At 76.1% G+C, this 25,398-nt stretch carries 23 protein-coding genes; 16 read left to right on the forward strand and 7 right to left on the reverse strand.

The annotated features are described in order from the left end of the window. Positions 1 to 33: 33 nt before the first annotated feature. From AC3WUG_RS11225 to AC3WUG_RS11250, 6 genes are all read left to right on the forward strand, one after another. Positions 34 to 1,164 (forward strand): histidinol-phosphate transaminase, encoded by a 1,131-nt coding sequence (locus AC3WUG_RS11225; RefSeq protein ID WP_492327730.1) that lies wholly within the window; start codon positions 34 to 36, stop codon positions 1,162 to 1,164. Beyond that, positions 1,161 to 1,775, forward strand: a complete 615-nt coding sequence (hisB, locus tag AC3WUG_RS11230) for an imidazoleglycerol-phosphate dehydratase HisB (protein WP_492327731.1) — start codon at positions 1,161 to 1,163, stop codon at positions 1,773 to 1,775. Before AC3WUG_RS11225 ends, hisB begins: the two co-directional genes overlap by 4 nt. Continuing rightward, positions 1,772 to 2,407, forward strand: coding sequence for a hypothetical protein (locus AC3WUG_RS11235; protein ID WP_492327732.1), 636 nt, complete (start codon positions 1,772 to 1,774; stop codon positions 2,405 to 2,407). Before hisB ends, AC3WUG_RS11235 begins: the two co-directional genes overlap by 4 nt. Positions 2,408 to 2,476: 69 nt before the next feature. Beyond that, complete coding sequence (gene hisH / locus AC3WUG_RS11240) at positions 2,477 to 3,124, forward strand: imidazole glycerol phosphate synthase subunit HisH (RefSeq protein ID WP_492327733.1); 648 nt, start codon at positions 2,477 to 2,479, stop codon at positions 3,122 to 3,124. Positions 3,125 to 3,182: 58 nt separating this feature from the next. Next, positions 3,183 to 3,923 (forward strand): bifunctional 1-(5-phosphoribosyl)-5-((5-phosphoribosylamino)methylideneamino)imidazole-4-carboxamide isomerase/phosphoribosylanthranilate isomerase PriA, encoded by a 741-nt coding sequence (priA, locus tag AC3WUG_RS11245; protein ID WP_492327734.1) that lies wholly within the window; start codon positions 3,183 to 3,185, stop codon positions 3,921 to 3,923. Further along, entirely contained in the window at positions 3,920 to 4,852 is a 933-nt protein-coding gene (locus AC3WUG_RS11250) for an SseB family protein (RefSeq protein WP_492327735.1), read from the forward strand. The genes priA and AC3WUG_RS11250 overlap by 4 nt, the downstream gene beginning before the upstream one ends. Positions 4,853 to 5,078: 226 nt before the next feature. Here AC3WUG_RS11250 and AC3WUG_RS11255 read toward each other — a convergent pair whose 3' ends face one another. The 3 genes from AC3WUG_RS11255 to AC3WUG_RS11265 form a co-directional block, all read right to left on the reverse strand. Next, entirely contained in the window at positions 5,079 to 5,867 is a 789-nt protein-coding gene (locus AC3WUG_RS11255; protein WP_492327736.1) for a hypothetical protein, read from the reverse strand. Positions 5,868 to 5,943: 76 nt separating this feature from the next. Then, positions 5,944 to 6,684, reverse strand: a complete 741-nt coding sequence (locus AC3WUG_RS11260; protein ID WP_492327737.1) for a S1C family serine protease — start codon at positions 6,682 to 6,684, stop codon at positions 5,944 to 5,946. Continuing rightward, entirely contained in the window at positions 6,681 to 7,388 is a 708-nt protein-coding gene (locus AC3WUG_RS11265; RefSeq protein WP_492327738.1) for a hypothetical protein, read from the reverse strand. The genes AC3WUG_RS11260 and AC3WUG_RS11265 overlap by 4 nt, the downstream gene beginning before the upstream one ends. Positions 7,389 to 7,526: 138 nt before the next feature. On the opposite strand from AC3WUG_RS11265, the gene AC3WUG_RS11270 reads away from it, so the two are divergent. After that, positions 7,527 to 8,915 (forward strand): MFS transporter, encoded by a 1,389-nt coding sequence (locus AC3WUG_RS11270; protein WP_492327739.1) that lies wholly within the window; start codon positions 7,527 to 7,529, stop codon positions 8,913 to 8,915. A 101-nt stretch (positions 8,916 to 9,016) separates the two neighbouring features. Here the strand turns inward: AC3WUG_RS11270 and AC3WUG_RS11275 are convergent, their stop codons facing one another. From AC3WUG_RS11275 to AC3WUG_RS11285, 3 genes are all read right to left on the reverse strand, one after another. Further along, on the reverse strand, positions 9,017 to 9,373 hold the full coding sequence (locus AC3WUG_RS11275) for a DUF1844 domain-containing protein (protein WP_147793764.1): 357 nt from the start codon (positions 9,371 to 9,373) through the stop codon (positions 9,017 to 9,019). A gap of 138 nt (positions 9,374 to 9,511) precedes the next feature. Then, positions 9,512 to 11,014, reverse strand: a complete 1,503-nt coding sequence (locus tag AC3WUG_RS11280) for a catalase (protein WP_492327740.1) — start codon at positions 11,012 to 11,014, stop codon at positions 9,512 to 9,514. A 140-nt stretch (positions 11,015 to 11,154) separates the two neighbouring features. Continuing rightward, on the reverse strand, positions 11,155 to 11,664 hold the full coding sequence (locus AC3WUG_RS11285; RefSeq protein WP_492327741.1) for a Fur family transcriptional regulator: 510 nt from the start codon (positions 11,662 to 11,664) through the stop codon (positions 11,155 to 11,157). 351 nt (positions 11,665 to 12,015) lie between these two features. Between AC3WUG_RS11285 and infC the strand changes: the two genes are divergently transcribed. The 9 genes from infC (at position 12,016) to AC3WUG_RS11330 (ending at position 24,914) form a co-directional block, all read left to right on the forward strand. Next, positions 12,016 to 13,077 (forward strand): translation initiation factor IF-3, encoded by a 1,062-nt coding sequence (gene infC / locus AC3WUG_RS11290; RefSeq protein ID WP_492327742.1) that lies wholly within the window; start codon positions 12,016 to 12,018, stop codon positions 13,075 to 13,077. An 86-nt stretch (positions 13,078 to 13,163) separates the two neighbouring features. Beyond that, entirely contained in the window at positions 13,164 to 13,358 is a 195-nt protein-coding gene (rpmI, locus tag AC3WUG_RS11295) for a 50S ribosomal protein L35 (protein ID WP_147793761.1), read from the forward strand. A gap of 61 nt (positions 13,359 to 13,419) precedes the next feature. Beyond that, the gene (rplT, locus tag AC3WUG_RS11300; RefSeq protein ID WP_147793760.1) at positions 13,420 to 13,806 is read left to right on the forward strand and encodes a 50S ribosomal protein L20; all 387 of its coding nucleotides are present in this window, start codon (positions 13,420 to 13,422) and stop codon (positions 13,804 to 13,806) included. Positions 13,807 to 14,198: 392 nt separating this feature from the next. Then, positions 14,199 to 15,098 (forward strand): TrmH family RNA methyltransferase, encoded by a 900-nt coding sequence (locus AC3WUG_RS11305; protein WP_492327760.1) that lies wholly within the window; start codon positions 14,199 to 14,201, stop codon positions 15,096 to 15,098. A 145-nt stretch (positions 15,099 to 15,243) separates the two neighbouring features. Next, positions 15,244 to 15,882, forward strand: a complete 639-nt coding sequence (gene thpR, locus AC3WUG_RS11310) for an RNA 2',3'-cyclic phosphodiesterase (protein ID WP_492327743.1) — start codon at positions 15,244 to 15,246, stop codon at positions 15,880 to 15,882. Between the two features lie 336 nt (positions 15,883 to 16,218). After that, the gene (gene pheS, locus AC3WUG_RS11315) at positions 16,219 to 17,283 is read left to right on the forward strand and encodes a phenylalanine--tRNA ligase subunit alpha (RefSeq protein ID WP_492327744.1); all 1,065 of its coding nucleotides are present in this window, start codon (positions 16,219 to 16,221) and stop codon (positions 17,281 to 17,283) included. Next, on the forward strand, positions 17,283 to 19,865 hold the full coding sequence (gene pheT / locus AC3WUG_RS11320) for a phenylalanine--tRNA ligase subunit beta (RefSeq protein ID WP_492327745.1): 2,583 nt from the start codon (positions 17,283 to 17,285) through the stop codon (positions 19,863 to 19,865). The genes pheS and pheT overlap by 1 nt, the downstream gene beginning before the upstream one ends. 393 nt (positions 19,866 to 20,258) lie before the next feature. Continuing rightward, positions 20,259 to 24,395: an ExeM/NucH family extracellular endonuclease gene (locus AC3WUG_RS11325; protein WP_492327746.1), complete on the forward strand. Its 4,137-nt coding sequence runs from the start codon at positions 20,259 to 20,261 to the stop codon at positions 24,393 to 24,395. Positions 24,396 to 24,578: 183 nt separating this feature from the next. Then, positions 24,579 to 24,914 (forward strand): helix-turn-helix domain-containing protein, encoded by a 336-nt coding sequence (locus AC3WUG_RS11330; protein WP_492327761.1) that lies wholly within the window; start codon positions 24,579 to 24,581, stop codon positions 24,912 to 24,914. A gap of 37 nt (positions 24,915 to 24,951) precedes the next feature. Here the strand turns inward: AC3WUG_RS11330 and AC3WUG_RS11335 are convergent, their stop codons facing one another. Then, positions 24,952 to 25,344 (reverse strand): VOC family protein, encoded by a 393-nt coding sequence (locus tag AC3WUG_RS11335; RefSeq protein WP_492327747.1) that lies wholly within the window; start codon positions 25,342 to 25,344, stop codon positions 24,952 to 24,954. Positions 25,345 to 25,398 lie beyond the last annotated feature (54 nt).

Raw genomic sequence — 25,398 nt, forward strand, 5'->3', positions numbered from 1 at the left:
GTCCCGGGGCCGGAGCGCGGATACGATCGCCCGGTGACCGCACCCGACACCGCCCCCCAGGCCGCGCGGCCCGTGCTGCCGGTGCGCCCCGAGCTGGCCGGCGAGGTGCCCTACGGCGCCCCCCAGCTCGACGTGCCGGTGCTGCTCAACGTCAACGAGAACCCGTACCCGCCGTCCGAGCAGGTCGTGGCGGACATCGCCGCCGCCGTCGCCGAGGCGGCCCACGGCCTCAACCGGTACCCGGACCGGGAGTTCCTCGGCCTGCGCGGCGACCTGGCCGACTACCTCGCCGTCGAGTCGGGCGTGCGCGTCGCGCCCGAGCAGGTGTGGGCGGCGAACGGGTCGAACGAGGTCATGCTGCACCTGCTGCAGGCGTTCGGCGGCCCCGGCCGGACCGCGCTGTCGTTCGCCCCGACGTACTCGATGTACCCGGAGTACGCGCGCGACACGCACACCCGGTGGGTCGCCGGCCGGCGCACCGAGCAGTTCGACGTCGACCCGGTCGAGGCGGCGGCGCTGATCGCCCGAGAGACGCCGTCCGTCGTGCTGCTCACCAGCCCGAACAACCCGACGGGCACCGCGCTGGAGCTCGACACGGTGCGCGCGGTGCTCGCGGCCGCGGCCGAGGTGCCGGGCGGCTGCGTGGTCGTCGTCGACGAGGCCTACGGCGAGTTCCGTCGGGAGGGCGTCGAGTCGGCGCTCACCCTGCTCGCGGACCACCCGCACCTCGCGGTCAGCCGCACGATGTCGAAGGCGTTCGGCCTGGCCGGCGCCCGCGTCGGGTACCTGGCCGCGTCGCGGGAGCTGGTCGACGCGCTGCGCGTGGTCCGGCTGCCGTACCACCTGTCCGCCGTGACGCAGGCGACCGCCCGCGCGGCGCTGCGGCACGCGCCGGAGCTCATGGCCCAGGTCGGCTCGCTGCGGGCCGAGCGGGACCAGCTCGTGCTCGACCTGCGCGACCGCGGGCTGCGCGTCGCGGAGTCCGACGCGAACTTCGTGCTGTTCCAGGTCGGCGAGAACCGGCACGAGGTCTGGCAGGGTCTGCTGGACCGGGGCGTGCTGATCCGCGAGGTCGGCCCGGAAGGATGGCTGCGGGTGTCGGTCGGCACCCCGGAGGAGACTGCGGCGTTCACCGCCGCGCTGTGGGAGGTGCTGGGGATTTGAGCACGACGACCGGTGGGCGCACCGCCCGGGTCGAGCGCACGACGAGCGAGTCCAGCGTCGTCGTCGAGGTCGACCTGGACGGCACGGGGCGCACGGAGATCAGCACCACGGTGCCGTTCTACGACCACATGCTCACGGCGCTGGGCAAGCACTCGCTCATCGACCTGACCGTCCGGGCGACCGGCGACACGCACATCGACGCGCACCACACCGTCGAGGACGTCGCGATCTGCCTCGGCGAGGCGCTGCGCACGGCGCTGGGCGACAAGCGGGGCATCGCGCGGTTCGGCGACGCCACGGTGCCGCTGGACGAGGCGCTGGCGCAGGCCGTGGTCGACGTGTCCGGCCGCCCGTACCTCGTGCACTCCGGCGAGCCCGAGGGCCAGGAGTACCACCTGATCGGCGGGCACTTCACGGGCTCGCTGACCCGGCACGTGCTGGAGTCCATCGCGCACCACGCCGCGTTCGGCATGCACGTCCGCGTGGTCGCCGGCCGCGACCCGCACCACATCGTGGAGGCGCAGTTCAAGGCGCTGGCCCGGGCGCTGCGGTTCGCCGTCGCGCTGGACCCGCGGGTCGACGGCATCCCGAGCACGAAGGGCGCCCTGTGACCGCGGGGACGCCGGACGGGCCCGGGCGCCCGGAGGACGACGACCTCGGCTTCGAGATCCCCGACGACCTGTCGGGGCTCGACGGCCTGGACCCGGCGCCCGCGGAGCAGGCCCGGCCCGCCGGGCAGGCCGACGAGGGGCCGTCCGTCGAGGTCCCCGACGACCTCGCCGGGCTGGAGGCCGCGGCCGCCGAGCCGGACGAACCGGTCGTCGCGATCGTCGTCACCCAGGTCGCGGGCGCGAAGCCGCTGGCCGCCGCGTGCTCGCTCGCGGGGGTCGACGTCGACGCCGTGCCGTCGCCCGTGGGGGCGCTCGCGGTCCTGCGGCACACGGCGGACGCCGCCGGGACCGCCGAGGCCGCGGCCGCGATCTCCCGGATGCTGCGCACGTCGCCGGTGATCCTGCTGGACCGCCGCGCGGGTCGCATCGCCGCCAGCCGCTGGTCGGCGGGGGAGAAGGAGGACGACCTCGCGGCCGGCCTCGTCCTCTCCGGCGCGCCCGACCTGCTGGACGACCTCCTCGTCGGCGGGAAGCCGGTGGGCGAGGTCGCGGGCGTGGAGACGAGCGTGGGCATGTCGCGGTGGGCCGCGATGCGCGCGCTGTCCGCCGGCGGACGCCGCCGCCGGGACTGACGCCCACGTCACGTCCCGCGCACCGGACGCGGGACGGCCGGCCCGGCGCGCGCCCGGTAGCCTGGGTGCGTGCCCAGCCAGCCTCGTGTCGTCGTCCTGGACTACGGATTCGGGAACGTCCGCTCGGCCGTGCGCGCCCTCGAACGGGTCGGCGCCCAGGTCGAGCTGACGTCCGACGCGCAGCATGCCGCGGAGGCCGACGGCCTCGTGGTGCCGGGCGTCGGCGCCTTCGCGGCCGTGATGGCGGGCCTGCGCGGGGTGCGCGGCGAGCAGATCGTCGACCGGCGGCTCGCCGGCGGCCGGCCCGTGCTCGGCATCTGCGTCGGCATGCAGGTCATGTTCGACCGCGGCGACGAGCACGGCGTCGAGACCGAGGGCCTCGGCGAGTGGCCCGGGACCGTCGACCGGCTGGAGGCCGACGTCGTCCCGCACATGGGCTGGTCCACGGTCGACGCGCCGGAGGGCACCCGGCTGTTCGCCGGCATCGAGGACGAGCGGTTCTACTTCGTGCACTCGTACGCCGCCCGCGGCTTCCCGCTGGCCGACCAGGTCGACACCGACCGGCTGACCCCGCCCCTGGTGACGTGGTCCGAGCACGGCGGCCGGTTCGTCGCCGCGGTGGAGAACGGCCCGCTCGCCGCCACGCAGTTCCACCCGGAGAAGTCCGGCGACGCCGGCGCCCGGCTGCTCGAGAACTGGGTCGGCTCGCTCGACTGACCCGCGCGCCGACGCCGGCGCGCCCCGCACCACCGCACGCCCCCGAACGAGGAGACCCATGTCCGACCGTCTGCAGCTCCTGCCCGCCGTCGACGTCGCCGACGGCCAGGCCGTCCGCCTCGTCCAGGGCGAGGCCGGCTCGGAGACCTCCTACGGCGACCCGCTCGCCGCCGCGCTCGACTGGCAGGCCGGCGGCGCGGAGTGGATCCACCTGGTCGACCTGGACGCCGCGTTCGGTCGCGGGTCGAACGCCGCGCTGCTCGCCGACGTGGCGCAGGTGCTGTCGGGCAAGGGCGTCAAGGTCGAGCTGTCCGGCGGCATCCGGGACGACGCCTCGCTGGAGCGCGCGCTCGCGACCGGCGCCGCCCGGGTCAACCTCGGCACCGCCGCGCTGGAGGACCCGGACTGGACGGCCGACGCCATCGCGCGGCACGGCGACGCGATCGCCGTCGGCCTGGACGTGCGCGGCACGACGCTCGCCGCGCGCGGCTGGACCCGCGAGGGCGGCGACCTGTGGGAGGTCCTGGCCCGGCTCGACTCGGTCGGCTGCTCCCGGTACGTCGTCACCGACGTGACCAAGGACGGCACCCTGCGCGGCCCCAACGTCGACCTGCTCCGCGAGGTGTGCGCCCGCACCGACGCGCCGGTCGTCGCCTCCGGCGGCATCTCCTCGCTCGACGACCTGCGGGTGCTGCGCGAGCTGGTCCCGGTCGGCGTCGAGGGCGCCATCGTCGGCAAGGCCCTGTACGCGGGCGCGTTCACGCTGCCCGAGGCCCTGGACGTCGCCGGCCGCCCGTGACCGGGCGCGAGCTTCCGCCGACCTCGGCCTTCGCCGGGGACGACGGCAGCGCCGACCCCGCGGTCGCGGCGGCGCTGACCGCGCTCGGCGACGGCAGCGGCTCGCTCGCGGCGGTCGTCGAGGCGCTGGCCGGCACCCGGGTGCTGGTGCCGGTGCTGGCCGAGCTCGAGGCGGCCGAGACCGTCGAGGTCGGCGGGCACGCGCACACCGTCGACAAGGAGGCGTCCGCGGGCATCGTCGCGCTGCAGGCCCCCGACGGCCGGACGGCGCTGCCCGTGTTCTCCTCGGTCGCGACGATGGCCGCCTGGCGCCGGGAGGCGCGACCGGTGCCGACGGACGTGGTCCGCGCGGCGCTGTCCGTGGTGAGCGAGGGCTGGGAGCTCGTGGTGGTCGACCCGGGCGGCCCGGTCACGGCGCTGCTGCCGCGGCCGGCGGTGTGGGCGCTGGCGCAGCAGCAGCCGTGGCGGCCGGCGGTGCTGGCGGGCGACGGCGGCGAGGCCGCGGGCGGCGAGGTCGGTGGCCCGGTCGGCGCGGCCGCCGGGGGAGCGGGCGACGTCGGCGCGCGCGTCGTCGACCCCGAGGTGCGCGCGGCGGTGCGCGCCGCCGTGCTGGGCGCGGTGCCGCCTGATGCCGTCCCCGGGCCGGGCCGGGAGCGTGGCGACGCGTCCGACGCGCCGGCCGGGCGGTCGTGGTTCCGCCGCCGCCGCCCCGAGCCGGCCGCGGCCCCGGCACCCGCCCCCGCCGCGAGCCCCGTGGTCGACGTGGACGCGGTCCCGGGCGCCCGCGCCGAGGTGGCCGTCGTGCTCACGCTCGTGCCCGGCCTCGACCGCCCGACCCTGGACGGCGTACTGCGCCGGGTCGGGGAGGCCCTGGCCGCGGACGAGACGGTCACCCAGCGCGTCGACTCCCTCGAGGTCCGCCTCCGCTGACCGCTCCGCGCCGGGGTGGCCGTCCCGCTCGCCCCGCCGCGGCGAGTGCAGAGGCGAGGGGGGGGGGGGGGGGGGGGGGGGGGGGGGGGGGGGGGGGGGGGGGGGGGGGGGGGGGGGGGGGAGAGGAGACAGGTGCCTATCCGCTGGATAGGCACTCGACGCGTCCGATGCGCACTCGCCGGATCGCGCACTCGCGGGGTTGCGGTCGCGCACGCCCGTCCGGCGGTCAGTGCCAGAGGCGCCGGCGGCGGCGCAACGACCAGGCCAGTGCGACCGTCGCGACCGCGCCGACGACCTGCCCGCCCAGGATGATGCGGTTCAGGTCGAGCGCCGGCTGCCAGTGCGCGCCGTCGTCGTCGACCACGAACACCCCGAGCGGCTTGACCCGGGTGGCGTAGCCGCCGGCGTCCGCCGCTCCGACGCCGCGCCCCCCGGGCCGGCCGGAGCCGAACGGCCACAGCGGCCCCAGCACGAACGGCAGCCGGCCGCCGTGACCCGGTCCGCCGTGCCAGCGCCCGGGCCCGCCGCCACCGGGGCCGGCCCAGGCGACGGGCCCACCAGGTCCACCGGGCCCGCCGCCCGCGCTCCCGACCGCGCCGACCGGCGCGCCCGGGCCGGACTGCGTCCACGGCCCGTCCTCCGGTGCCGGCGCCTCGGCGTGCGCACCGCGCCCGGCGCCCTCGGCGGCGTCCGTCCCGGTCCCGCCGGCCGCGGCGCCGGGGCCACCGTCGCCGCCGTGCGAGCGGGGACCGTCCGGCCCCTCGGGACCGTCGCCGTCGGCCGGTGCGTCGCCGCCCGCGCCCGGCCCGGGCGTCCCGGCGCCGTGCCCGCCGCGGATCCCGGCCCGCGCGTCCGCGTGCGCGCCCGCGACGCCGTGCCAGCCCATCACCTTCGCGACCGGCACCACGAGGGTGCTGCCGTGCTGGTAGGGCTCGCCGAACACGCGCCGCACGGAGATGATGTCGCTCGCCGCCCGGGTGAGGCCGGGCAGGTCGGGGTGGGTCTCGTCGGTCATCGTCGTCCTCCTCGGTGGGTGTCCGTGGGCCCACCGTGGCACGCCGGGTCGCGCGCCCACCAGGGGCCGCGCCGGGTCAGCCCGAGGCGCAGGAGGTGCTGGCGGTGAACGCGGTGTCGTCGTCGAGGAGCTGGCGCAGCGTGCTGACCGGGACCACGAAGCTCTGCCCGGTCGAGTTCTTCGCGTAGACCACGCCGACCACGCGGCCCTCGGCGTCGAGCACCGCGGAGCCGGAGCTGCCGGGCTCGACCTCGGCGTTCGTCACGAGCACCTGGCCGAGGTTCTCGTTGAGCGGGTCGGTGGTGGCGCCGATGACCTGGCCGCTCGTCACGGAGAGCTGGCCGCCCTGCGGGTAGCCGACCACGGTCACCTCGTCGCCCGGGTTCGGGTCGGCGTCGGCGAGGCCCGGCGCGGACGGCAGCGGGTCGGCGGTGCGGACGACCGCGAGGTCCGCCAGCGCCGCGGTCGAGGACGCGGTCACCGCGACGTCCCGGCCGTCGTAGGTGCTGAGCTGCAGGTCGGCGGAGTCGGCGACGACGTGCCGGTTCGTGATGAGGGTCGTCTCGTCGATCGCGAAGCCCGACCCGGTCGACAGCGAGTTGCACCCGACGTTCCGGATCCGCACCGCCATCCGCTGCGCGGCGTCGAAGCCGTCGGGGGACAGGTTGCCGGAGGACGACGGCGTCGGGACCGGGACGCTCGACGGCACCAGGTCGGTCGGAACCGGGCCCGGCATCGGCGGCAGCACGCCGCACCCGGCGAGCAGGAGGACGGCCGCGGCCCCGAGGGCGGCGCGGCGGGCGGTCGGGCGGGTCACCCGGTCGCCCCGGCCGCGAGCTGCCGCTGCAGCTCCGTGTTCGCGACCGTGGCGGCGTTGCACACGCCCTGGACGTCGCTCTTGAACCGCTGCAGGTCCGCCGGGTCGTAGGCGGCGGCGTCCTCGAGGTAGGTGATGAGCTGGTTCTGCGCGTCGATGCAGGTCGACAGCGCCGACGCGACGTTCGCCGCGGCCTGCGAGATGCGCTCCTGGTAGTCGACGAGCTGGCGCTGCACCTCGCGGTCGTCGCCGACCTGGGCCTTCTCGTCGGCGAGCTGGGTGATCCGGCTCTGCGCCGTCGTCAGCTGCTCGTTCACCGCCGAGAGCTCCGCGAGGGTGCCGTCGTGCTGCGCGCGGAGCGTGGCGAGCTCGGTCCCGACGGCGCGGCCCTGCGCCTCGATCCCGGCGGCGTACTCCTCGTACCGGACCGTGCGCACCCAGAGGTAGGTCGCCAGCGCGGTGACGAGGACCAGCAGCAGGGACAGGACCACGACGGCCCAGGGCCGGCGGCGACGTCGGGGCGCGGGCGGCGGGGCCAGGTGGCTGTGCTCGGGGTGCCGTCCGGGCGGCCGGTCGTCGGGGTGCGTCGCGGGGTGCTCGACCGGCAGCGCGTCGTCGGGACGGGTGGCGGTGTCCGGCCACGACGAGGGCCCGGCCGGCCGCGGCGGGCCGATCGGGTCGTGCGGCCCGGTGGCAGACGTCACGTCCCCACCTTACGGGGAGTCAGCGAGGGCCGGATCCGTCCCGGGACGGAAGCGGGTGGTGGACGTCACGCCGCCCCGCGCGCCCGGACGGCCGAATCCTGTCGTCCGACAGGCGCGCGACGGGCGAGAATCCTGGGCGTGTCCCTCGCCCCCTACGGCCGCCTGCTGCGCCTGCCCGGTGTCCTGCCCCTGGTCCTCGTCTCGTTCGTCGCGCGCATCCCGCACGCGATGACCGGCGTGGTGCTCACCCTGCACGTCGTGGGCCCCCTCGGCCTCGGCTACGCGCGGGCCGGTCTGGTGGCGGCGGCGATGACCGTGGGCGTGGCGATCGGCTCGCCGTGGCGCGGCCGCCGGGTGGACCGGCTGGGGCTGCGCCGGGCGCTGCTGCCGTCGGTCGTCGTGGAGTCGGCGGTCTGGCTGGTGGCCCCCCGGCTGGGCTACGAGGCGCTGCTCGTCGCCGCGGTGGTCGCGGGCGTGTTCCTGGTGCCGGTGTTCTCCGTGGTGCGGCAGTCGCTCGCGGTGCTGGTGCCGGCGGAGCAGCAGCGCACGGCGTACGCCCTGGACTCCGTGGGCACCGAGATGACGTTCATGCTCGCGCCGACGCTCGGCGTGCTGGTCGCGACCCAGGTCTCCACGACCGCGGCGCTGACCCTGGTCGGCGTCGCCACGGTCGCGGCCGGGCTGCTGCTCATGTGGTTCAACCCGCCGACCCGGTCGCCCGAGGGCACGGCGCCCGAGGTCCTCGCCGACGGGGGCCGTCGTCCGCGGCTGCTGACGCCCGGCCTGCTGGTCGTCCTGGCCGCGGCGTCCGCCGCCGCGCTCATCCTCAACGGGACGGACGTCGGCATCGTGGCCGCGCTCGAGGGCTGGGAGCGGGAGACCGCCGTCGGCTGGATGATCGCGCTGTGGTGCGTCGGCTCCGTCGTCGGCGGCCTGGTCTACGGCGCGCAGAAGCGGGAGCTGCACCCGCTCGCGCTCGTCGCGCTGCTCGGCGCCGCCACCGTGCCCGCCGCGTTCGCGCAGACGCAGGGGCAGCTCGCGGTCGCCGTCGTCGTGGCGGGCCTGCCGTGCGCGGCGAGCCTGTCGGCGATCAACGCGTCCCTGGTCCGGATGGTCCCGGAGCACCGGCGCGGCGAGATCATGGGCTGGAGCGGCACCGCGAACACGGTCGGTGCGGCGCTGGGCGCCCCGGTCGTCGGCGCGGTCATCGACTCGACGGGCCCGGGCGGCGGGTTCGCGGCCGCGGGCGGCGTGGGGCTGCTGCTCTCGGTGCTCGGGCTGGCCGTGCTGACGGTCGTGCGCCGACGGAACGCGGCTCGGCGGACGGCCGTCGCGGCCGGGCCCGGCGGGGCGCCGGCGGGGGTCGTCCCGGCGCCGTCGTCCGAGCCGGCCGCGGCGACGCGGACCGAGGCCGCCGCGGCGTCGCCCGCGGAGTGGGTCGTCCCGACGCCCGCGCCCGCGGGTGCCGACGACGTGCCGGTGCGCCCGTCACCGGTCGACCCGTCCCCGGAGCCGACGCCCCGCTGACCCCCACGGACGACGACGCCGAGCCTCCGTCCCGGGCCTGTCCCGCGACGGCGGTCCACAGGCACGGATCGGAGACTCGGCGGGTCGGCCGCGCGGGGGCGTCAGGACACGTAGCCGGTGAACTTCTCGCCCGGGCCCTCGCCCGGGGCGTCCGGGAACGGGCTGGCCTCGCGGAACGCCAGCTGCAGCGAGCGGAGCCCGTCGCGCAGCGAGCGCGCGTGCTGGTTGCCGATGTCCGGCGCCGAGGCCGTCACCAGCGCGGCGAGCGCGGTGATGAGCTTCCGGGCCTCGTCGAGGTCCAGGTAGTCGCGGCCGGCGTGCTCGTCGGTGTCGGGGGACAGGCCGCACTTGACGGCGGCGGCGCTCATCAGGTGCACGGCGGCGGTGGTGATGACCTCGACCGCCGCCACGTCGGCGATGTCGCGGGTGGCGGTCGTGGGGTCCGGGGTCTCGCTCATGCCGCCGATCCTCTCATCGTCCGGGTCGCGCGCCCCGCGGACGACGACGGGCGCGGCCGGAGCGAGTGCCGGCCGCGCCCGTCGTCGGTGCTGCGGGGTCGGGGCGGCCGGCTGGGGGACCGGCCGCCCCGTGGGGGGTCAGGCGACGGGCGTGCTCGCGGTGGCGGGCTCGCCGTTCTCGACCGGCGCCGTGCCCTGCAGCGCGGCGGCCAGCGCGGCGCCGAGGCCGGCGTCGACGTTGGTCCAGTACTGGATCGCCCGGGCGCGGATGACGTCGCTCTTCACCGCACCGACGTGGCCGGTGATGGTCTCGAGGAACCGGGCGCGCGCGGCGTCGTCGAACACCTCGCGGTACAGCGTGCCGGCCTGGCCCCAGTCGTCGTCCTCGGGGTGCAGGGTCGCGGCGCTGCGCACGAGCTCGCCGTCCGCCTCCCACCCGGCCGACTCCGCGGCGCGGGCCGGGTCGGCCGCCGGGCCGCCGACCGAGTTCGGCGCGTAGACCGGGACCTCGGGCGCGTTGAAGTGGTAGCGCGCCGCGCCGTCCTTCGAGTACGAGTGCACCTCGGACTTCGGTGCGTTCACCGGGAGCTGCGCGTGGTTGGTGCCGACGCGGTACCGGTGGGCGTCCGCGTAGGAGAAGATCCGCGCGAGCAGCATCTTGTCCGGGCTGGTCGCGATGCCCGGGACGAAGTTGCTCGGCGCGAACGTCGCCTGCTCGATCTGCGCGAAGTAGTTCTCCGGGTTGCGGTTGAGCTCCATCACGCCGACCTCGATCAGCGGGTAGTCCGCGTGCGGCCAGACCTTGGTGAGGTCGAACGGGTTGAACCGGTAGGCCTTCGCGTCCTCGTACGGCATGACCTGCACCGACAGCGTCCAGCGCGGGAACTCGCCGTCGGCGATGTGCTCGAACAGGTCGCGGATGTGGTGGTCGGCGTCCGAGCCGGCGAGCTGCGCGGCCTCGTCGGCGGTCAGGTTGTCGATGCCCTGCTGGGACTTGAAGTGGTACTTGACCCAGAACCGCTCGCCGGCCGCGTTGATCCACTGGTAGGTGTGCGAGCCGAAGCCGTCCATCGTCCGCCAGGAGCGCGGCAGGCCGCGGTCGCCCATCAGCCAGGTGACCTGGTGCGCCGACTCGGGGGACAGCGACCAGAAGTCCCACTGCATGTCGTTGTCGCGGAGGTTCGAGCCGGGCAGGCGCTTCTGCGAGCGGATGAAGTCGGGGAACTTGATGCCGTCGCGCAGGAAGAACACCGGGGTGTTGTTGCCGACGAGGTCGTAGTTGCCCTCGGACGTGTAGAACTTCAGCGCGAAGCCGCGGGGGTCGCGCCAGGTGTCGGGGGAGCCGTGCTCGCCGGCGACGGAGGAGAACCGCGCCAGCATCTCGGTCTCGACGCCCGGCTGGAACAGCGCCGCGCGGGTGTACCGGCTGACGTCGCCCGTGGTGGTGAACGTGCCGAAGGCGCCGCCGCCCTTGGCGTGCACGACGCGCTCCGGGACCCGCTCGCGGTTGAACTGCGCCAGCTTCTCGACCAGGTAGTGGTCGTGCAGGACGATCGGGCCGTCGGCGCCGACGGACTGCGAGTGCGCGTCGGACGCCACGGGGGCGCCGGAGTTGGTGGTCGTCGGGTGGACCTGGGTCACGGGAGTGTCCTTCCGGGTCGTCGGCAGGCCGGTCGAGGGCGCGCCGGGCACCGGTCGGGCAGGGTCGCCCGACCGGGAGTCGTGGGTGGTCGGTGGTGCGGGGAGTCGGGCCGGGGCGGCTGCTCGCCCCGGGGCTGCGGTCAGTCGGTCGCGCGGCTGCGGCAGTCGGGGCACTGGCCCCAGAAGGTGACCTCGGCGGTCTCGACGGTGAAGCCGGACGTCGAGCTCGGGACGAGGCAGGGCGCCTCGCCGATGACGCAGTCGACGTCGTCGACCGCGCCGCAGGAGCGGCACACCACGTGGTGGTGGTTGTCGCCCACGCGGCGCTCGTACCGGGCCGGGTGCCCGGCCGGCTCGATGCGCCGCAGGATGCCGACGTCGGTCAGCGCGTGCAGGACGTCGTAGACCGCCTGCACCGAGACCGTCGGCAGCGCCTCCCGGGCCCGTCGGAGCACGGCCTCGGCGTCGGCGTGCGGGAGGTCCGCCACGGCGCCGAGCACGGCGAGCCGCGGGGCGGTGACGCGCAGACCGCGGGCGCGGAGCAGCTCCGCGGGATCGGTCGAGCGGTCGGCGGTGCGGCCCGCGGGGTGCGGGTGGCCGGCGGTCGACGCGACGCCGGGTGCGGCGGGTACGTGCTGGTCGACGGGCATGGCGCCACCCTGACACGTTTTCTGGAACTGTTCAAGCAGGGATCTGACGGAGTGTCACGTCGGGGGCGGGTCCGTGGGGTGACGCGGGGAACAGGCAAGGGTCCCCGGGTGTTCTGGTAGAGTCATTCACGACTGGCCTGGGCTGACGTGCGCCACCGCTTCACCGCGGGGCGACCGGCGGTCCGGGTGCACAAGTGGAGGCCACTCCCACCTGAGTCCCGACCGCCCGGTCCGCCGGCAGCAGGGTCCAGGTTTCGGTCCAGGTCACGAGCCCCTCGCGGGGAGCGTGGCCCGACGGCGCACCGTCCCGACGGGTGCCGTGGATCGTGTCGGCCCTCCACCTGTGCCCGGGTGCGAGGGCCTTCCTCGTTCTCGGAGGTCACCCACTTCGACTTCGAGGAGCACCACATCAGCGAGCCCCGCATCAACGATCGGATCCGCGTCGCCGAGGTCCGCCTGGTCGGCCCGAACGGCGAGCAGGTCGGAATCGTCCGCGTGGAGGACGCGCTGCGCCTGGCCCAGGACGCCGACCTCGACCTCGTGGAGGTCGCGCCGGACGCCCGCCCGCCCGTCTGCAAGATCATGGACTACGGCAAGTTCAAGTACGAAGCAGACATGAAGGCCCGCGAGGCCCGGCGGAACCAGAGCAACACGGTTCTCAAGGAGATCCGCTTCCGGCTCAAGATCGACCCGCACGACTACGGCACCAAGAAGGGCCACGTCGAGCGGTTCCTGGCGGCCGGCGACAAGGTCAAGGTCATGATCATGTTCCGCGGTCGCGAGCAGTCGCGCCCGGAGATGGGCGTGCGCCTGCTGCAGCGCCTGGCTGCGGACGTCGAGGAGCTCGGCTTCATCGAGAGCATGCCGAAGCAGGACGGCCGCAACATGATCATGGTGCTCGGCCCGACCAAGAAGAAGGCCGAGCAGAAGAACGAGCAGCGTCGGGCCCGCGCCCAGCGCGAGCCGCGTCCCGAGGCCCCCGAGGTCGAGGAGGCGGAGACGGACGCGCCGGTCGAGGCCGCCGCTCCGGCTGCTGCCGCCCCGGCTCCGGCCGCTGCCCCGGCCCCGGCCGCCGAGCCCGCCCCGGAGCCTGCCCCGGCTCCCGCCGCCGCCGCTCCGGCTCCGGCCGCTGCTCCGGCTCCGGCCGCCGCACCGCGTCCGCAGACCGCGCCGAGGCCGGCGTCGGCCCCGCGGCCCGCGGCCGCTCCCCGGCCGGCCGCCGCGCCGAAGCCCGCCACCGCCCCGAAGCCGGCCTCGCGGCCGACCTCGACCCCCCGCCCGACCCCCGGCTCCTCGGCCGGGTCGACGGCGGCGCCGGCCCCGCGGCCCACCCCGCGCCCGGCACCGACCCCGCGCCCGTCGGCGCGACCGGCCCCCCGCGGCCAGTCGTCCGGCGGCACCGGGAACGCCTGACCTGCACCGACACGCTCGGACCCCACCGGGACCGGACGGACGAGTCGCGCCCCGGCGCGATGCGACGACAAGGAGAGACGGCAGCCATGCCGAAGAACAAGACGCACTCCGGTGCGAAGAAGCGCTTCCGGATCACCGGGAGCGGCAAGGTCATGCGCGAGCAGGCCAACGCGCGTCACCTGTTCGAGCACAAGTCGAGCCGTCGCACGCGTCGCCTCGCCTCGGACCAGGTCGTCTCCGCGGCCGACGCCCCCAAGATCAAGAAGCTGCTCGGCAAGTGACCCGTCGGCGCGCGAGCGCCGCGGTCCGCAGCCGACCCGATAACGAAGCAAGGAGCATCACGTGGCACGCGTGAAGCGGGCGGTCAACGCCCAGAAGAAGCGCCGGGCGACCCTCGAGCGGGCCTCCGGCTACCGCGGTCAGCGGTCGCGTCTGTACCGCAAGGCCAAGGAGCAGGTCACCCACTCCCTGGTCTACGCCTACCGCGACCGCAAGGCGCGCAAGGGCGACTTCCGCAAGCTGTGGATCCAGCGGATCAACGCGGCTGCGCGCGAGCAGGGCCTGACCTACAACCGCCTCATCCAGGGCCTCAAGGCCGCTGGTGTCGAGGTCGACCGTCGCGTGCTGGCCGACCTGGCCGTCACCGACGTCGCGGCGTTCAACGCCCTGGTGCAGGTCGCCAAGGACGCGCTGCCGGCCGACGTGAACGCGCCGAAGGCCGCCGCCTGACGCTCGACGTCACCGCGACGCGCGCCGCCTGACCGCGCGCACGCACCGCTCAGGACCCCCGGGAGCCGACAGGCCCCGGGGGTCCTGCGCGTCCGGGGGCGGGCGACCGCAGGGCGGCTGCGGGCTCGGCGGGCGCAGTACCTCCCGCCGAGCGCGGTACCTCCCGCCGAGCGCGGTACCTCCCGCCGAGCGCGGTCGCGGGAGTCACCGCGTTCGGCTGGATCTGCCGCGCTCGGCGCGACCTGCCGCGCTCGGACTCGACGCCGCACCCGGTGGACCTGCCGCGCTCGGGCGCGGCTGGCGCCGGCCGGATCCTCCCCGGGCGCCCGGTGCGGGAGGATGGGGCCGTGTCCCGCACCGCACCCGACGGCCCCGCCGCCGCACGTCCCCCGATGACCAACCCGCACGCCGACCGCGTCAAGGCCGTGCGGGCGCTCGCCACCCGGTCCGGGCGTCGCCGCGCCGGGCGGTACGCCGTCGAGGGCCCCCAGGCCGTGCGCGAGGTCATGCGGTGGGCGCCGCGCACCGTCCGGGACGTCTACCTCACCGCGGAGGCCGCGGACCGGTACGCCGAGATCGTCGCCGACGCGGAGGCGGCCGGCCTGCACGTGCACCTCGGGGACCCGGCCGTGCTCGACGCGATGTCGCCGGACGCGCAGGGCGTGCTCGCCGTCGCCGACCTGCCCGAGGCCGCCCGTGCCACCGCGCGGGACGGGGTGCCCGTCGGGCCGCTGGGTGCCGACGCGCTCGCCGCCGTGCTCGCCGCACGGCCCCGCCTGGTCGCGGTGCTGGCGCAGGTGCGCGACCCCGGGAACGCGGGCACGGTCATCCGGGTCGCGGACGCGGCGGGCGCGGACGCGGTCGTCGTGGCGGGGGACAGCGTCGAGACGACGAACCCGAAGGTCGTGCGCTCGACGGCCGGCTCGCTGTTCCACCTGCCCGTCGTGTCGGGGGTGTCGGTCGCGGACGCGGTCGACGCGCTGCGCGCGGCGGGTCTCGCCGTGCTGGCGGCGGACGGCTCGGGCGACCTCGACCTGGACGACCTGCAGGACGCCGCCGCGGTGGCGGGCGCCGCGGCCGAGTCGTCCCCGGGGGCCGACGCCGCCGGTCCCGCCGACCTCCGCGCCGCGACGGCGTGGCTGTTCGGCAACGAGGCCTGGGGCCTGCCGCCGGAGGACCGCGACCGCGCGGACGCCGTCGTGCGGGTGCCGCTGCGCGGGCGCGCCGAGTCCCTCAACCTCGGCACCGCCGCGGCGGTCTGCCTCTACGCCTCGTCCCGCGCCCACCGCTGACCGGCCGCCGCGTGCGCCACGTGCACCCGGGAGTGGACGGTCTTGCCGGACACACCCCCGGTGTGTCCGGCAAGATCTTCCACTCGGCCGATCGGCCCACCTACCTGCCCATCCACCCGGCCCCGCCGCACGGCATGCTGGGCCGATGCGCGTCTTCGCCGCCCTGTGGCCCACCCCCGAGGTGCGCCGGCACCTGGCCGCCTCGCTCGTCACCGCCGTCGGCGTCGACGCCGAGACCGCTCCCGGCCGGTCGCCCGACGGCGTGCGCTGGACGCCCGCCGAGAACTGGCACGTGACGCTGGCGTTCTACGGCGAGGTCGGCGAGGGGCGCGCGGAGCTGCTCGCGGAGCACCTCGCCGGGGTGGCGGCGGACGGGCTGCCGTTCGACCTGGAGCTCACCGGCGCCGGCGTGTTCGCGCACCGCACGCTCTGGGCCGGCGTGGGCGGGGACGTCGCGGCCGTGCAGGACCTGGTCGCCGGGTGCCGGGACGCCGGTGACGCCGTCGGGGCGCGCCAGGACGACCGCGTCCGGTCCCGCCCGCACGTCACGCTCGGCCGGGTGGCCCCGCAGCGCGGCGCGAACCGGCGCCGGGACCGCGCGTCGCGGGCCCCGGACCCGGGCGACCTCCTGGTGCACGCGCTCGCCGTCTACCGTGGGCCGCGGTGGCCGGTGACGGAGCTGGTCCTGGCGGAGTCGCTCCCCGGGGAGGGCCGCGCCGGCGGGCCGCTGTACCGGCAGCTCGGCGCCTGGCCCCTGGGCGCGACCGCGCGCTCGGCGTCCTGAGCCGCGACCGCCGCGCGCCCCCGAGCGCCGCGCCCCCGGCCGCCCCACCCCGACGGCGTCCCCAGCGCCCCGGAAACCGCCCCGCAGCGCCCCGGCCCCTGTGGCACGATGGCGGGCATGACCTCCGCCCGCAGCCTCGGCCGCCGATTTCCCGGGCCCGTTCCCGGGCCGCGGCGCTGAGAGGCGCGGCACCAGGTCCCGTCCGGCGCCACGGCGCGGACGGTCCCGAGGCCCCGGAGCGGGCGCCACTAGACTCGCCCGTCGGTCGGCCCGTCGCGCGCGCCCCGCGCGCCTGACGCACGCCGGCCCGCCGCTCCACCCGCAGAGAAGGCTCGGATGACCACGCCCGACACACCCCTGAACCCGCTCGACGCCGACGCCGTCGGCCGCGCCCTCGACGACGCCCTGGCGGCCGTCGCGGCGGCCGGCGACCTCGACGCCCTCAAGTCCGCGCGGCTCGCGCACACCGGCGAGCGCAGCCCGCTGGCGCTCGCCAACCGCGCGATCGGCGGCCTGGCCCCGGCGGACAAGGCCGTCGCCGGCAAGGCGCTCGGCCAGGCCCGCGGCCGGCTGAACTCCGCGATCGCGGCCCGCGAGGAGGTGCTCGCCGCGGAGCGCGACGCGCGCGTCCTCGTCGAGGAGGCCGTCGACGTCACGCTCCCGTCCGACCGCACCCCGCGCGGCGCGCGGCACCCGCTGGAGCTGCTCCAGGAGCGCATCGCGGACGTGTTCGTCGCGATGGGCTGGGAGATCGCGGAGGGCCCCGAGGTCGAGGCCGAGTGGTTCAACTTCGATGCCCTGAACTTCGGCCCGGACCACCCCGCGCGCCAGATGCAGGACACGTTCTACGTCGCGGCGCCCGAGGGCGAGCCGGACCCGCACCTGGTGCTGCGCACGCACACCTCGCCGGTGCAGGCCCGCAGCCTGCTGGAGCGCGGCGTGCCGCTGTACGTCGCGTGCCCGGGCCGGGTGTTCCGCACCGACGAGCTCGACGCGACGCACACCCCGGTGTTCCACCAGGTCGAGGGCATCGCGGTCGACAAGGGCCTGACGATGGCGCACCTCAAGGGCACGCTGGACCACTTCGCCAAGGCGATGTTCGGCCCGGACGCCCGCACGCGGCTGCGGCCGTCGTACTTCCCGTTCACCGAGCCCAGCGCCGAGATGGACCTGTGGTTCCCGCAGAAGAAGGGCGGGCCCGGCTGGATCGAGTGGGGCGGGTGCGGGATGGTCAACCCCAACGTGCTGCGCGCGGCGGGCGTCGACCCCGAGGTGTACTCCGGCTTCGCGTTCGGGATGGGCATCGAGCGCACGCTCATGCTGCGTCACGAGATCGCGGACATGCACGACATGGTGGAGGGCGACGTCCGCTTCTCCACCCAGTTCCGGGCGGTGATCTGATGCCTCGCATCCCCCTGACGTGGCTCGCCGAGCACGTCGAGCTCCCCGAGGGCCTGTCGGCCGAGCAGCTGGCGGCGGACCTGGTCCGCGTCGGGCTCGAGGAGGAGGCCGTGCACCCGGCCGCCGTGTCCGGCCCGCTCGTGGTCGGCCGCGTCGTCGAGCGGGTGCCCGAGCCGCAGAAGAACGGCAAGACGATCAACTGGTGCCAGGTCGACGTCGGCGACCACAACGGCACGGCCGAGGACGGCACGCGCACCCCGCGCGGCATCGTGTGCGGGGCGCACAACTTCGACGTGGGCGACCACGTCGTCGTCGCGCTGCCCGGGACCGTGCTGCCCGGCCCGTTCGCGATCGCCAGCCGCAAGACCTACGGCCACGTGTCGGACGGCATGATCTGCTCGTCCCGGGAGCTCGGCCTCGGCGACGACCACGACGGCATCATCGTGCTGTCGGAGATGGGCATCGAGGCCGCCCCCGGGACCGACGCCCGCGCCCTGCTGGGGCTCGGCGAGGAGGTCCTGGAGATCAACGTGACGCCGGACCGCGGGTACTGCTTCGCGATGCGCGGCGTCGCCCGCGAGTACGCGCACTCGACCGGGGCGGCGTTCACCGACCGCGGCCTGCCCCGCGCCGGCGCGGACGAGGGACTGGCCACCACGGGCGGCTTCGGCGTCGAGCTCCGCGACGAGGCGCCGATCCACGGCGTCGCCGGCGCGGACCGGTTCGTCGCGCGTGTCGTCCGGGGCGTCGCGGCCAGCAAGCCGTCGCCGACCTGGATGCAGCAGCGCCTGACCCAGGCCGGCATGCGGCCGATCTCGCTCGCCGTCGACGTCACCAACTACGTGATGCTCGACCTCGGGCAGCCGCTGCACGCCTACGACCTGGCGACGCTCGACGGCCCGATCGTCGTCCGGCGCGCCCGGGCGGGGGAGCGGCTCACGACGCTCGACGGCGCGGACCGGGCCCTCGACCCCGAGGACCTGCTCATCACCGACGGCCCCGACGCCGGCCGCGTGCTCGGGCTCGCCGGCGTCATGGGCGGCGCGGAGACCGAGGTGTCCGAGTCGACCACGGACCTGCTGATCGAGGCCGCGCACTTCGACCCGGTCTCGATCGCCCGCACCGCCCGGCGGCACAAGCTGCCGAGCGAGGCGAGCAAGCGGTTCGAGCGCGGCGTCGACCCGCAGCTGCCCCGCGTGGCCGCGGCCCGCGTGGTCGAGCTGCTGGTCGAGCACGGCGGCGGCACGGCCGACCCCGTGCTGACCGACGTCGACCTCACGACGCCGCCGCCGGTGCTGAACCTGCCGGTCGGGCTGCCGGCGCGGCTCATCGGCCTGGACCTCGACGTCGCCGCCGTCTCGCGCTACCTGCGGGAGATCGGCTGCACCGTCGGCGAGGTCGTCGGGGCGGGCGCCGACGCGGTCGTCTCCGTGACCGTGCCGACGTGGCGCCCGGACCTGACCGAGCCCGTCGACCTGGTCGAGGAGGTCGCGCGGCTGCACGGCTACGACGCGATCCCGTCGGTCGTCCCGCGCTCGCCGGTGGGCCTCGGCCTCACCGTCGCGCAGCGGCGCCGGCGCCGGGTGGCGCAGGTGCTGGCGGACGTGGGCTGGGTCGAGACGCTGTCGTACCCGTTCGTCGGGACGGCGCAGCTGGACGCGCTCGCGCTGCCCGCCGACGACGAGCGGCGCACCATGGTCCGGCTGGCGAACCCGCTGTCGGAGGAGCGGCCGTCGATGCGCGCGTCGCTGCTGGTGACGCTCCTCGACACGGCCCGCCGGAACGTGGCCCGCGGGACGACCGACCTCGCGGTGTTCGAGGTCGGCGCGGTCACGCTGCCCCGCCCGGGCGCGGCCTCGGCCCCGGTGCCGCCGATCGCGCAGCGGCCGTCGGACGACGTGCTCGACGCCGTCCGCGCGGCGGTGCCGCACCAGCCGCGGCACGTCGCCGGCGTGCTCACCGGCCTGCGGGAGCCCGCGGGCTGGTGGGGGCCCGGCCGCGCCGCCGACCACACCGACGCGATCGACGCCGTGCGGCTGCTCGCCGAGACCCTGGGCGTCGAGCTCGCGGTCGCGGCGGACGCCGGGCGGGCGCCGTGGCACCCGGGGCGCTGCGCGCGGTTCACCACCGCGGACGGCGCCCTCGTCGGCCACGCCGGCGAGCTGCACCCGAACGTGGTCGCGGCCCTCGGGCTGCCGGCGCGGGCGAGCGCGTTCGAGGTCGACCTGGACGTGCTGCTCGCCGCCGCCCCGCGCGAGGAGGTCGTCGCCACCGAGGTGTCGACGTTCCCGGTCGCCAAGGAGGACGTGGCGCTGGTGGTCCCGGCCGACGTGCCGGTGGCCGACGTGCTGGACGCGGTCCGCACCGGTGCCGCGGCGAGCGCGGCGGGCGACGTGCTGGAGAGCGCGCGGCTGTTCGACGTGTACACCGGCGAGCAGGTCGGCGAGGGCCAGCGGTCGCTCGCGTTCGCCCTGCGCCTGCGCGCCGCGGACCGCACGCTCACGGCCGACGAGACCGCGGCCGTGCGCGCCGCGGTCGTCGCGGAGGCCGAGCGCCGCTTCGGCGCCACCCTCCGCGCGTAGCAGCACCCCGACGGCCCCGGCCACGCGCGCCCTCCAGGGCGCCCGTGGCCGGGGCCGTCGCCGTCCCCCCGCGCCCGCGCCGCCGCGCCCGCGCCTCCGCCGAGGTCGAGCGTTTCCGCCGAGGTCGAGGGTTTCTCCGGGGCGTCGACCGGCAAACCCTCGACCTCGAGCGATCGGGTGACGCGGCGTTCACCCGATCGCAACCTTCGTGTCCCTCGCTCGTGCTTGTGTATCCGGACATACCGCCCATACGTTGTCAGACGGCTGTGTGACGACTGTGATGCGGCCTGCTGACGAGGGCGCCAGAAGCGCCCCGGGGGATCGGAGAAGATCAAGGTGAGCGCTGTACGCACACGCACCAGGTGGGCGGCGAGCCTCGCCGCCGTGGGGGCGATGGTCGGGGTACCCCTGACCGCGGTCCCCGCGGCTGCGGCGGAGGACACCCACACCATCGCGGAGGTCCAGGGCCCGGGCGACGCGTCGCCGCTCGCGGGCCAGACGGTCACGACGTCCGGCGTCGTGACCGCGGTCTACGCGACCGGCGGCTACCGCGGCTACGTCATCCAGACGCCGGGCACGGGCGGGGACACCGACGTCTCGGCCCGCACGGCCTCGGACGCGGTCTTCGTGTTCTCGGGCGCCACGGCGGGCTCGGTCGCGATCGGCGACCACGTCCAGGTCACCGGCGCGGTGTCCGAGTACCAGGGTCTGACGGAGATCACGGTCGGCAGCGCCGCCGGCCTGGTCCGGCTGGGCGACGCCCCGGCCCCGGTCGAGCCCGTGACGGCCGCGTGGCCGGCCGGCGACGCCGCGCGCGAGACGCTCGAGTCGATGCTCTACCTGCCGTCGGGCGACCTGACGGTGACCAACACCTACTCGACCAACCAGTACGGCGAGGTCGGCCTGGCGTCCGGGACGACGCCGCTGATCCAGCCGACCGAGGTCGCCCGCCCGGGCACCCCGGAGTACGACGCGGCCGTCGCGGACGACGCGGCCCGCGGGGTCGTGCTCGACGACGGCGCGAGCACCAACTTCCTGTCCGCCGCGAACTCCGGCCTGACCCCGCCGTACGTGTCGCTGGAGAACCCGGTGCGCGTGGGCGCGGCGGCCACCTTCACCGCCCCGGTGGTCGTCGACTACCGGAACAGCGCGTGGAAGCTCAGCCCCACGCTGCCGCTCGACGCGGCGAACCCGGGCGGCTACCCGGCGACGTTCGAGAACGACCGCACCGCGGCGCCCGAGGGCCTGGGCGAGGCCGACGTCACCGTCGCGTCGTTCAACGTGCTCAACTACTTCACCACCCTCGGCGCGGACACCGCGTCCTGCGTGCCGTACACCGACCGCGCGGGCACCCCGGTGACCGTCCGCGAGGGCTGCGCGCAGCGCGGGGCCTGGAGCCAGGCCGACCTGCAGCGCCAGCAGGACAAGATCGTCGCCGCGATCAACGCGCTCGACGCGGACGTCGTCGGCCTCATGGAGATCGAGAACTCCGCGGCCGTCGACGGCGTGACCGACGAGGCGCTCTCCACGCTGACCGCCGCGCTCAACGCCGCGGCCGGCGAGGGCACCTGGGCGTTCGTCCCGTCCTCGAAGGAGCTGCCGGACGCGTCCGAGCAGGACTCGATCACCAACGCGCTGATCTACCGCCCGGCCGCCGTCGAGACCGTGGGCGACGCCCGCGCGCTCGGCACGCAGTCCGGCGACGACCAGGCGTTCGGCAACGCGCGCGAGCCGATCGGCCAGGCCTTCGTGCCGACCGAGGGTGGCGAGCAGCTGTTCGTCGTCGTGAACCACCTCAAGTCGAAGGGCTCCGCCGGCCCGTGGCCGGGCGACGCCGACACCGGCGACGGCCAGGGCGCGTCCAACGAGTCCCGGGTCCGCCAGGCCGAGGCGCTGCGCGACTGGGTGCCGACGGTGCAGGGCGACGCCGAGGCGGTCGCGCTGCTCGGCGACTTCAACTCCTACACCCAGGAGGACCCGCTGCAGGTGCTGTACGCGGCGGGCTACACCGACGCGACGACGGCGCTCGACGCGGGGGAGTACTCCTACTCGTACCAGGGCCTGTCCGGCTCGCTGGACCACGTGCTGCTGAACGACGCGGCCCTGGGCCGGGCGACCGGCGCGGACGTGTGGAACATCAACGCGGGCGAGTCGGTGGCGCTGGAGTACAGCCGCTACAACGCGCACGGCAGCCTGTTCTACGCGCCGGACGCGTACCGGTCCTCGGACCACGACCCGGTGCTGGTCGGCCTGACCGCCGGCGACACCGGCACGACCCCCGACGGCCCCGTCGACCTCACGCTGCTCAACATCAACGACTTCCACGGCCGGATCGACGCCAACACCGTCGCGTTCGCCGGGACGGTCGAGCAGCAGCGGGCGGCGGCCGAGGCCGACGGCGGCGCGGCGGTCTTCCTGTCCGCCGGCGACAACATCGGCGCCTCCCTGTTCGCCTCCGCGGTGGCCGAGGACCAGCCGACGATCGACGTGCTCAACGCGCTCGACCTGGCCGCGTCGGCGGTCGGCAACCACGAGTTCGACCGCGGTTACGCCGACCTGGTCGACCGCGTGATCGCCGACGGCTCGAACGCGGCGTGGCCGTACCTCGGCGCGAACGTGTACGACAAGGGCACCGAGAACCCGGCGCTCGACGAGTACACCGTGCTCGACGTCGACGGCGTGCGGGTCGGCGTCATCGGCGTCGTCACCCAGGAGACGCCGACGCTGGTCAGCCCCGGCGGGATCACCGACCTGGACTTCGGCGACCCGGTCGAGGCGGTCAACCGCGTCGCCGCGCAGCTGTCCGACGGCGACGACGCCAACGGCGAGGCCGACGTCGTCGTGGCCGAGTACCACGAGGGCGCCGGTGCGGGGACGCCGGACGGCGCGACGCTGGAGGAGGAGATCGCCGCGGGCGGCGCCTTCTCGGACATCGCCACGCTGACCTCGGGCGACGTGGACGTCATCTTCACGGGCCACACCCACAAGCAGTACGCCTGGTACGGGCCCGCTGAGCCCGAGGCCTCCGGGGAGTGGACCCGCCCGATCGTCCAGACCGGCTCGTACGGCGAGAACATCGGCAAGGTCACGCTGACGTACGACCCGGCTTCCGACGCGGTCTCCGCGCTCACCGGTGAGAACGTCAAGCGCGTCGCGCCGGCGGCGGGCCAGACCCAGGCCCAGCTCGACGCGGCCCTCGTGGCGCAGTACCCGCGCGTCGCCCAGGTCAAGACGATCGTCGACGCCGCGCTGGCCGAGGCGGCCGTGGTCGGCAACCAGCCCAAGGGCTCGGTGACCGCGGACATCACGACCGCCTACGCCGGCGGCTCGTACACGGGCGGGGTCTACACGGGCGGCACCCGCGACGACCGGTCCAAGGAGTCGACGCTGGGCAACCTGGTCGCCGACTCGCTGCTGGAGACGCTGTCCTCCGACGAGCGGGGCGGCGCGCAGATCGGCGTCGTCAACCCGGGCGGCCTGCGGGCGGAGCTGCTGTACGCGCCCGACGGCACCATCACGTACGCCGAGGCCAACGCGGTCCTGCCGTTCGTGAACAACCTCTGGACCACGACGCTGACGGGCGAGCAGGTCGTCACGATGCTCGAGCAGCAGTGGCAGACCAACGCGGACGGCACGATCCCGAGCCGCCCGTACCTGCAGCTCGGCCTGTCGGACAACGTCACGTACACCTACGACGAGTCGCAGCCGCTGGGGAGCCGGATCACCTCGGTGACGGTCGACGGCGAGGCGCTCGACCCGGCGGCGGAGTACCGCATCGGGACGTTCTCCTTCCTGGCGCAGGGCGGCGACAACTTCCGGGTGCTCGCCGAGGGCTCCGGCACCACCGACTCGGGTCTGATCGACCGGGACGCGTGGATCGCCTACCTCGAGGCGCACCCGGGCCTGTCGCCCGAGTTCGACGAGCGGGCGGTCGGCGTGCCGGCCCTGCCCGACGAGGTCACCGCGGGCACCGAGCTGGCCTTCCCGGTGACGGGCCTCAACCTGACCAGCCTGGGCTCGCCGCTGAACACCTCGCTCGACGTGCAGCTCGACGGCGCGTCGATCGGCTCGGCGACCGTGACCGACGGCGCGGCGCAGGTCGCGGTGACGGTCCCGGCGGGGACGACGGCCGGCGAGCACGTGCTCACCCTGGTCGCCGCCCCGAGCGGCACCGTCGTGACGCTGCCCGTCACGGTGGCGGCCGCGCAGGAGCCGGAGCCGCAGCTCAAGGAGTCCTCGGTCACGCTGTCGGCGAGCCGCAGCAGCCAGTCCTACGGGACCTGGCTGCCGACGCTGCTGGTCTCGCAGGTCCGGGTCGAGGGCACCTGGTTCCCGTCCGGCACGGTCGAGTTCCGGGAGGGCGACCGCGTGATCGGCCGCTCGCCGGTGGTGCTCGGCCTCGCGCTCGGCTCCGTGCCGCGCACCGCCTCGGTGGGCGCCCACGAGTACACGGCGGTGTTCGTGCCGTCGCGGCCCGACGTGGTCGCCGGCAGCACCAGCGCGCCGGTGAAGGTCACCGTCAAGAAGTGACCTGAGCCCCGCACGAGGACGGGCCCCCGCCCGCCGGATCGCTCCGGCGGGCGGGGGCCCGCGTCGTCCCCGGGTGGGATGCTGCGGGGGTGTACGCCGAGCGCCCGTCGACCCGAGTCCCGGGGGCGGTGCTGTGGTCGGTGACGGCGAGCGGCGCGGGCGGGTCCGGCGCACCCGCGGTGCCTGCAGAGCACCCCGGCCAGGACGTGCTGCCCGACGGCTGCACGGACCTCGTCTGGTCCGGCGGGCGGCTGCTCGTCGCCGGGGCCGCGGACGCTCGGGCGGGTGCTGCGGCTGCAGCGGGTGCTGCCGCTGCTCGACGCGGGGATCCCCCTGGCGGACGTCGCGCACCGCGCGGGCTACGCCGACCAGCCGCACCTGTCCCGCGAGGTGCGCGCGCTGACGGGCCGGTCGCCCGCGGCGCTCGCGGCTGAGCGCGCCGGGGCCGCGGCCTCCGCCCGACCTCCGGTCCCCGGCCCCGCCCTCGCCGATCGGCGTGGGCCGCACCGGAGACCGTAGGCCGCACGCCCGGGCTGGGCCGGAGGGCGCGCCCGGGTCAGGACGCGTCGGCGAACAGGTCGACCGCCGTGCCGTCCGGGTCGTGCAGCACGGCGTACCGCTGCCCCCAGAACGCGTCCCAGGGCGCGAGGTGCCCGGCGAACCCGGCGTCGACCATGCGCGCGTACACGGCGTCGACCTCGGCGGCGTCCGCGCACCGGAACGCCAGCGCGGCGCGGTGCCCGCCCGTCGGCGGCGCCCAGTCCGGGTCGAACGACCGGATCACGTCCACGCTGTCCCAGGCGAGCCGGAGCCCGCCGGGCAGGGTGACCTCGACGTGCGGCTCCGCGTCGGCCGCCGGCGGCAGGTCGACGCCCAGGGCGCGGTAGAACGCGAGGGTGCGCGGCAGGTCGCTCGCGACCAGCCCGATCATGTCCAGCTGCGGTGTCATGCGACGACGGTAGGCGCCGCGGCGGGCGCGGGTCGTGGACGTTTCGGACACCCG

This window comes from Cellulomonas sp. EB106-03-03-XG116, assembly GCF_058792015.1.

Bases quoted from the DNA above. Each gene is read 5' to 3' on its own strand.
- thpR (WP_492327743.1), top strand. From the start codon at position 15,244: ATGCGCGTCTTCGCCGCCCTGTGGCCCACCCCCGAGGTGCGCCGGCAC.
- AC3WUG_RS11305 (WP_492327760.1), top strand. From the start codon at position 14,199: ATGACCAACCCGCACGCCGACCGCGTCAAGGCCGTGCGGGCGCTCGCC.
- priA (WP_492327734.1), top strand. From the start codon at position 3,183: ATGTCCGACCGTCTGCAGCTCCTGCCCGCCGTCGACGTCGCCGACGGC.
- pheT (WP_492327745.1), top strand. From the start codon at position 17,283: ATGCCTCGCATCCCCCTGACGTGGCTCGCCGAGCACGTCGAGCTCCCC.
- AC3WUG_RS11285 (WP_492327741.1), bottom strand. From the start codon at position 11,664: ATGCCCGTCGACCAGCACGTACCCGCCGCACCCGGCGTCGCGTCGACC.
- rpmI (WP_147793761.1), top strand. From the start codon at position 13,164: ATGCCGAAGAACAAGACGCACTCCGGTGCGAAGAAGCGCTTCCGGATC.
- AC3WUG_RS11325 (WP_492327746.1), top strand. From the start codon at position 20,259: ATGGTCGGGGTACCCCTGACCGCGGTCCCCGCGGCTGCGGCGGAGGAC.
- pheS (WP_492327744.1), top strand. From the start codon at position 16,219: ATGACCACGCCCGACACACCCCTGAACCCGCTCGACGCCGACGCCGTC.
- AC3WUG_RS11335 (WP_492327747.1), bottom strand. From the start codon at position 25,344: ATGACACCGCAGCTGGACATGATCGGGCTGGTCGCGAGCGACCTGCCG.
- AC3WUG_RS11275 (WP_147793764.1), bottom strand. From the start codon at position 9,373: ATGAGCGAGACCCCGGACCCCACGACCGCCACCCGCGACATCGCCGAC.
- AC3WUG_RS11255 (WP_492327736.1), bottom strand. From the start codon at position 5,867: ATGACCGACGAGACCCACCCCGACCTGCCCGGCCTCACCCGGGCGGCG.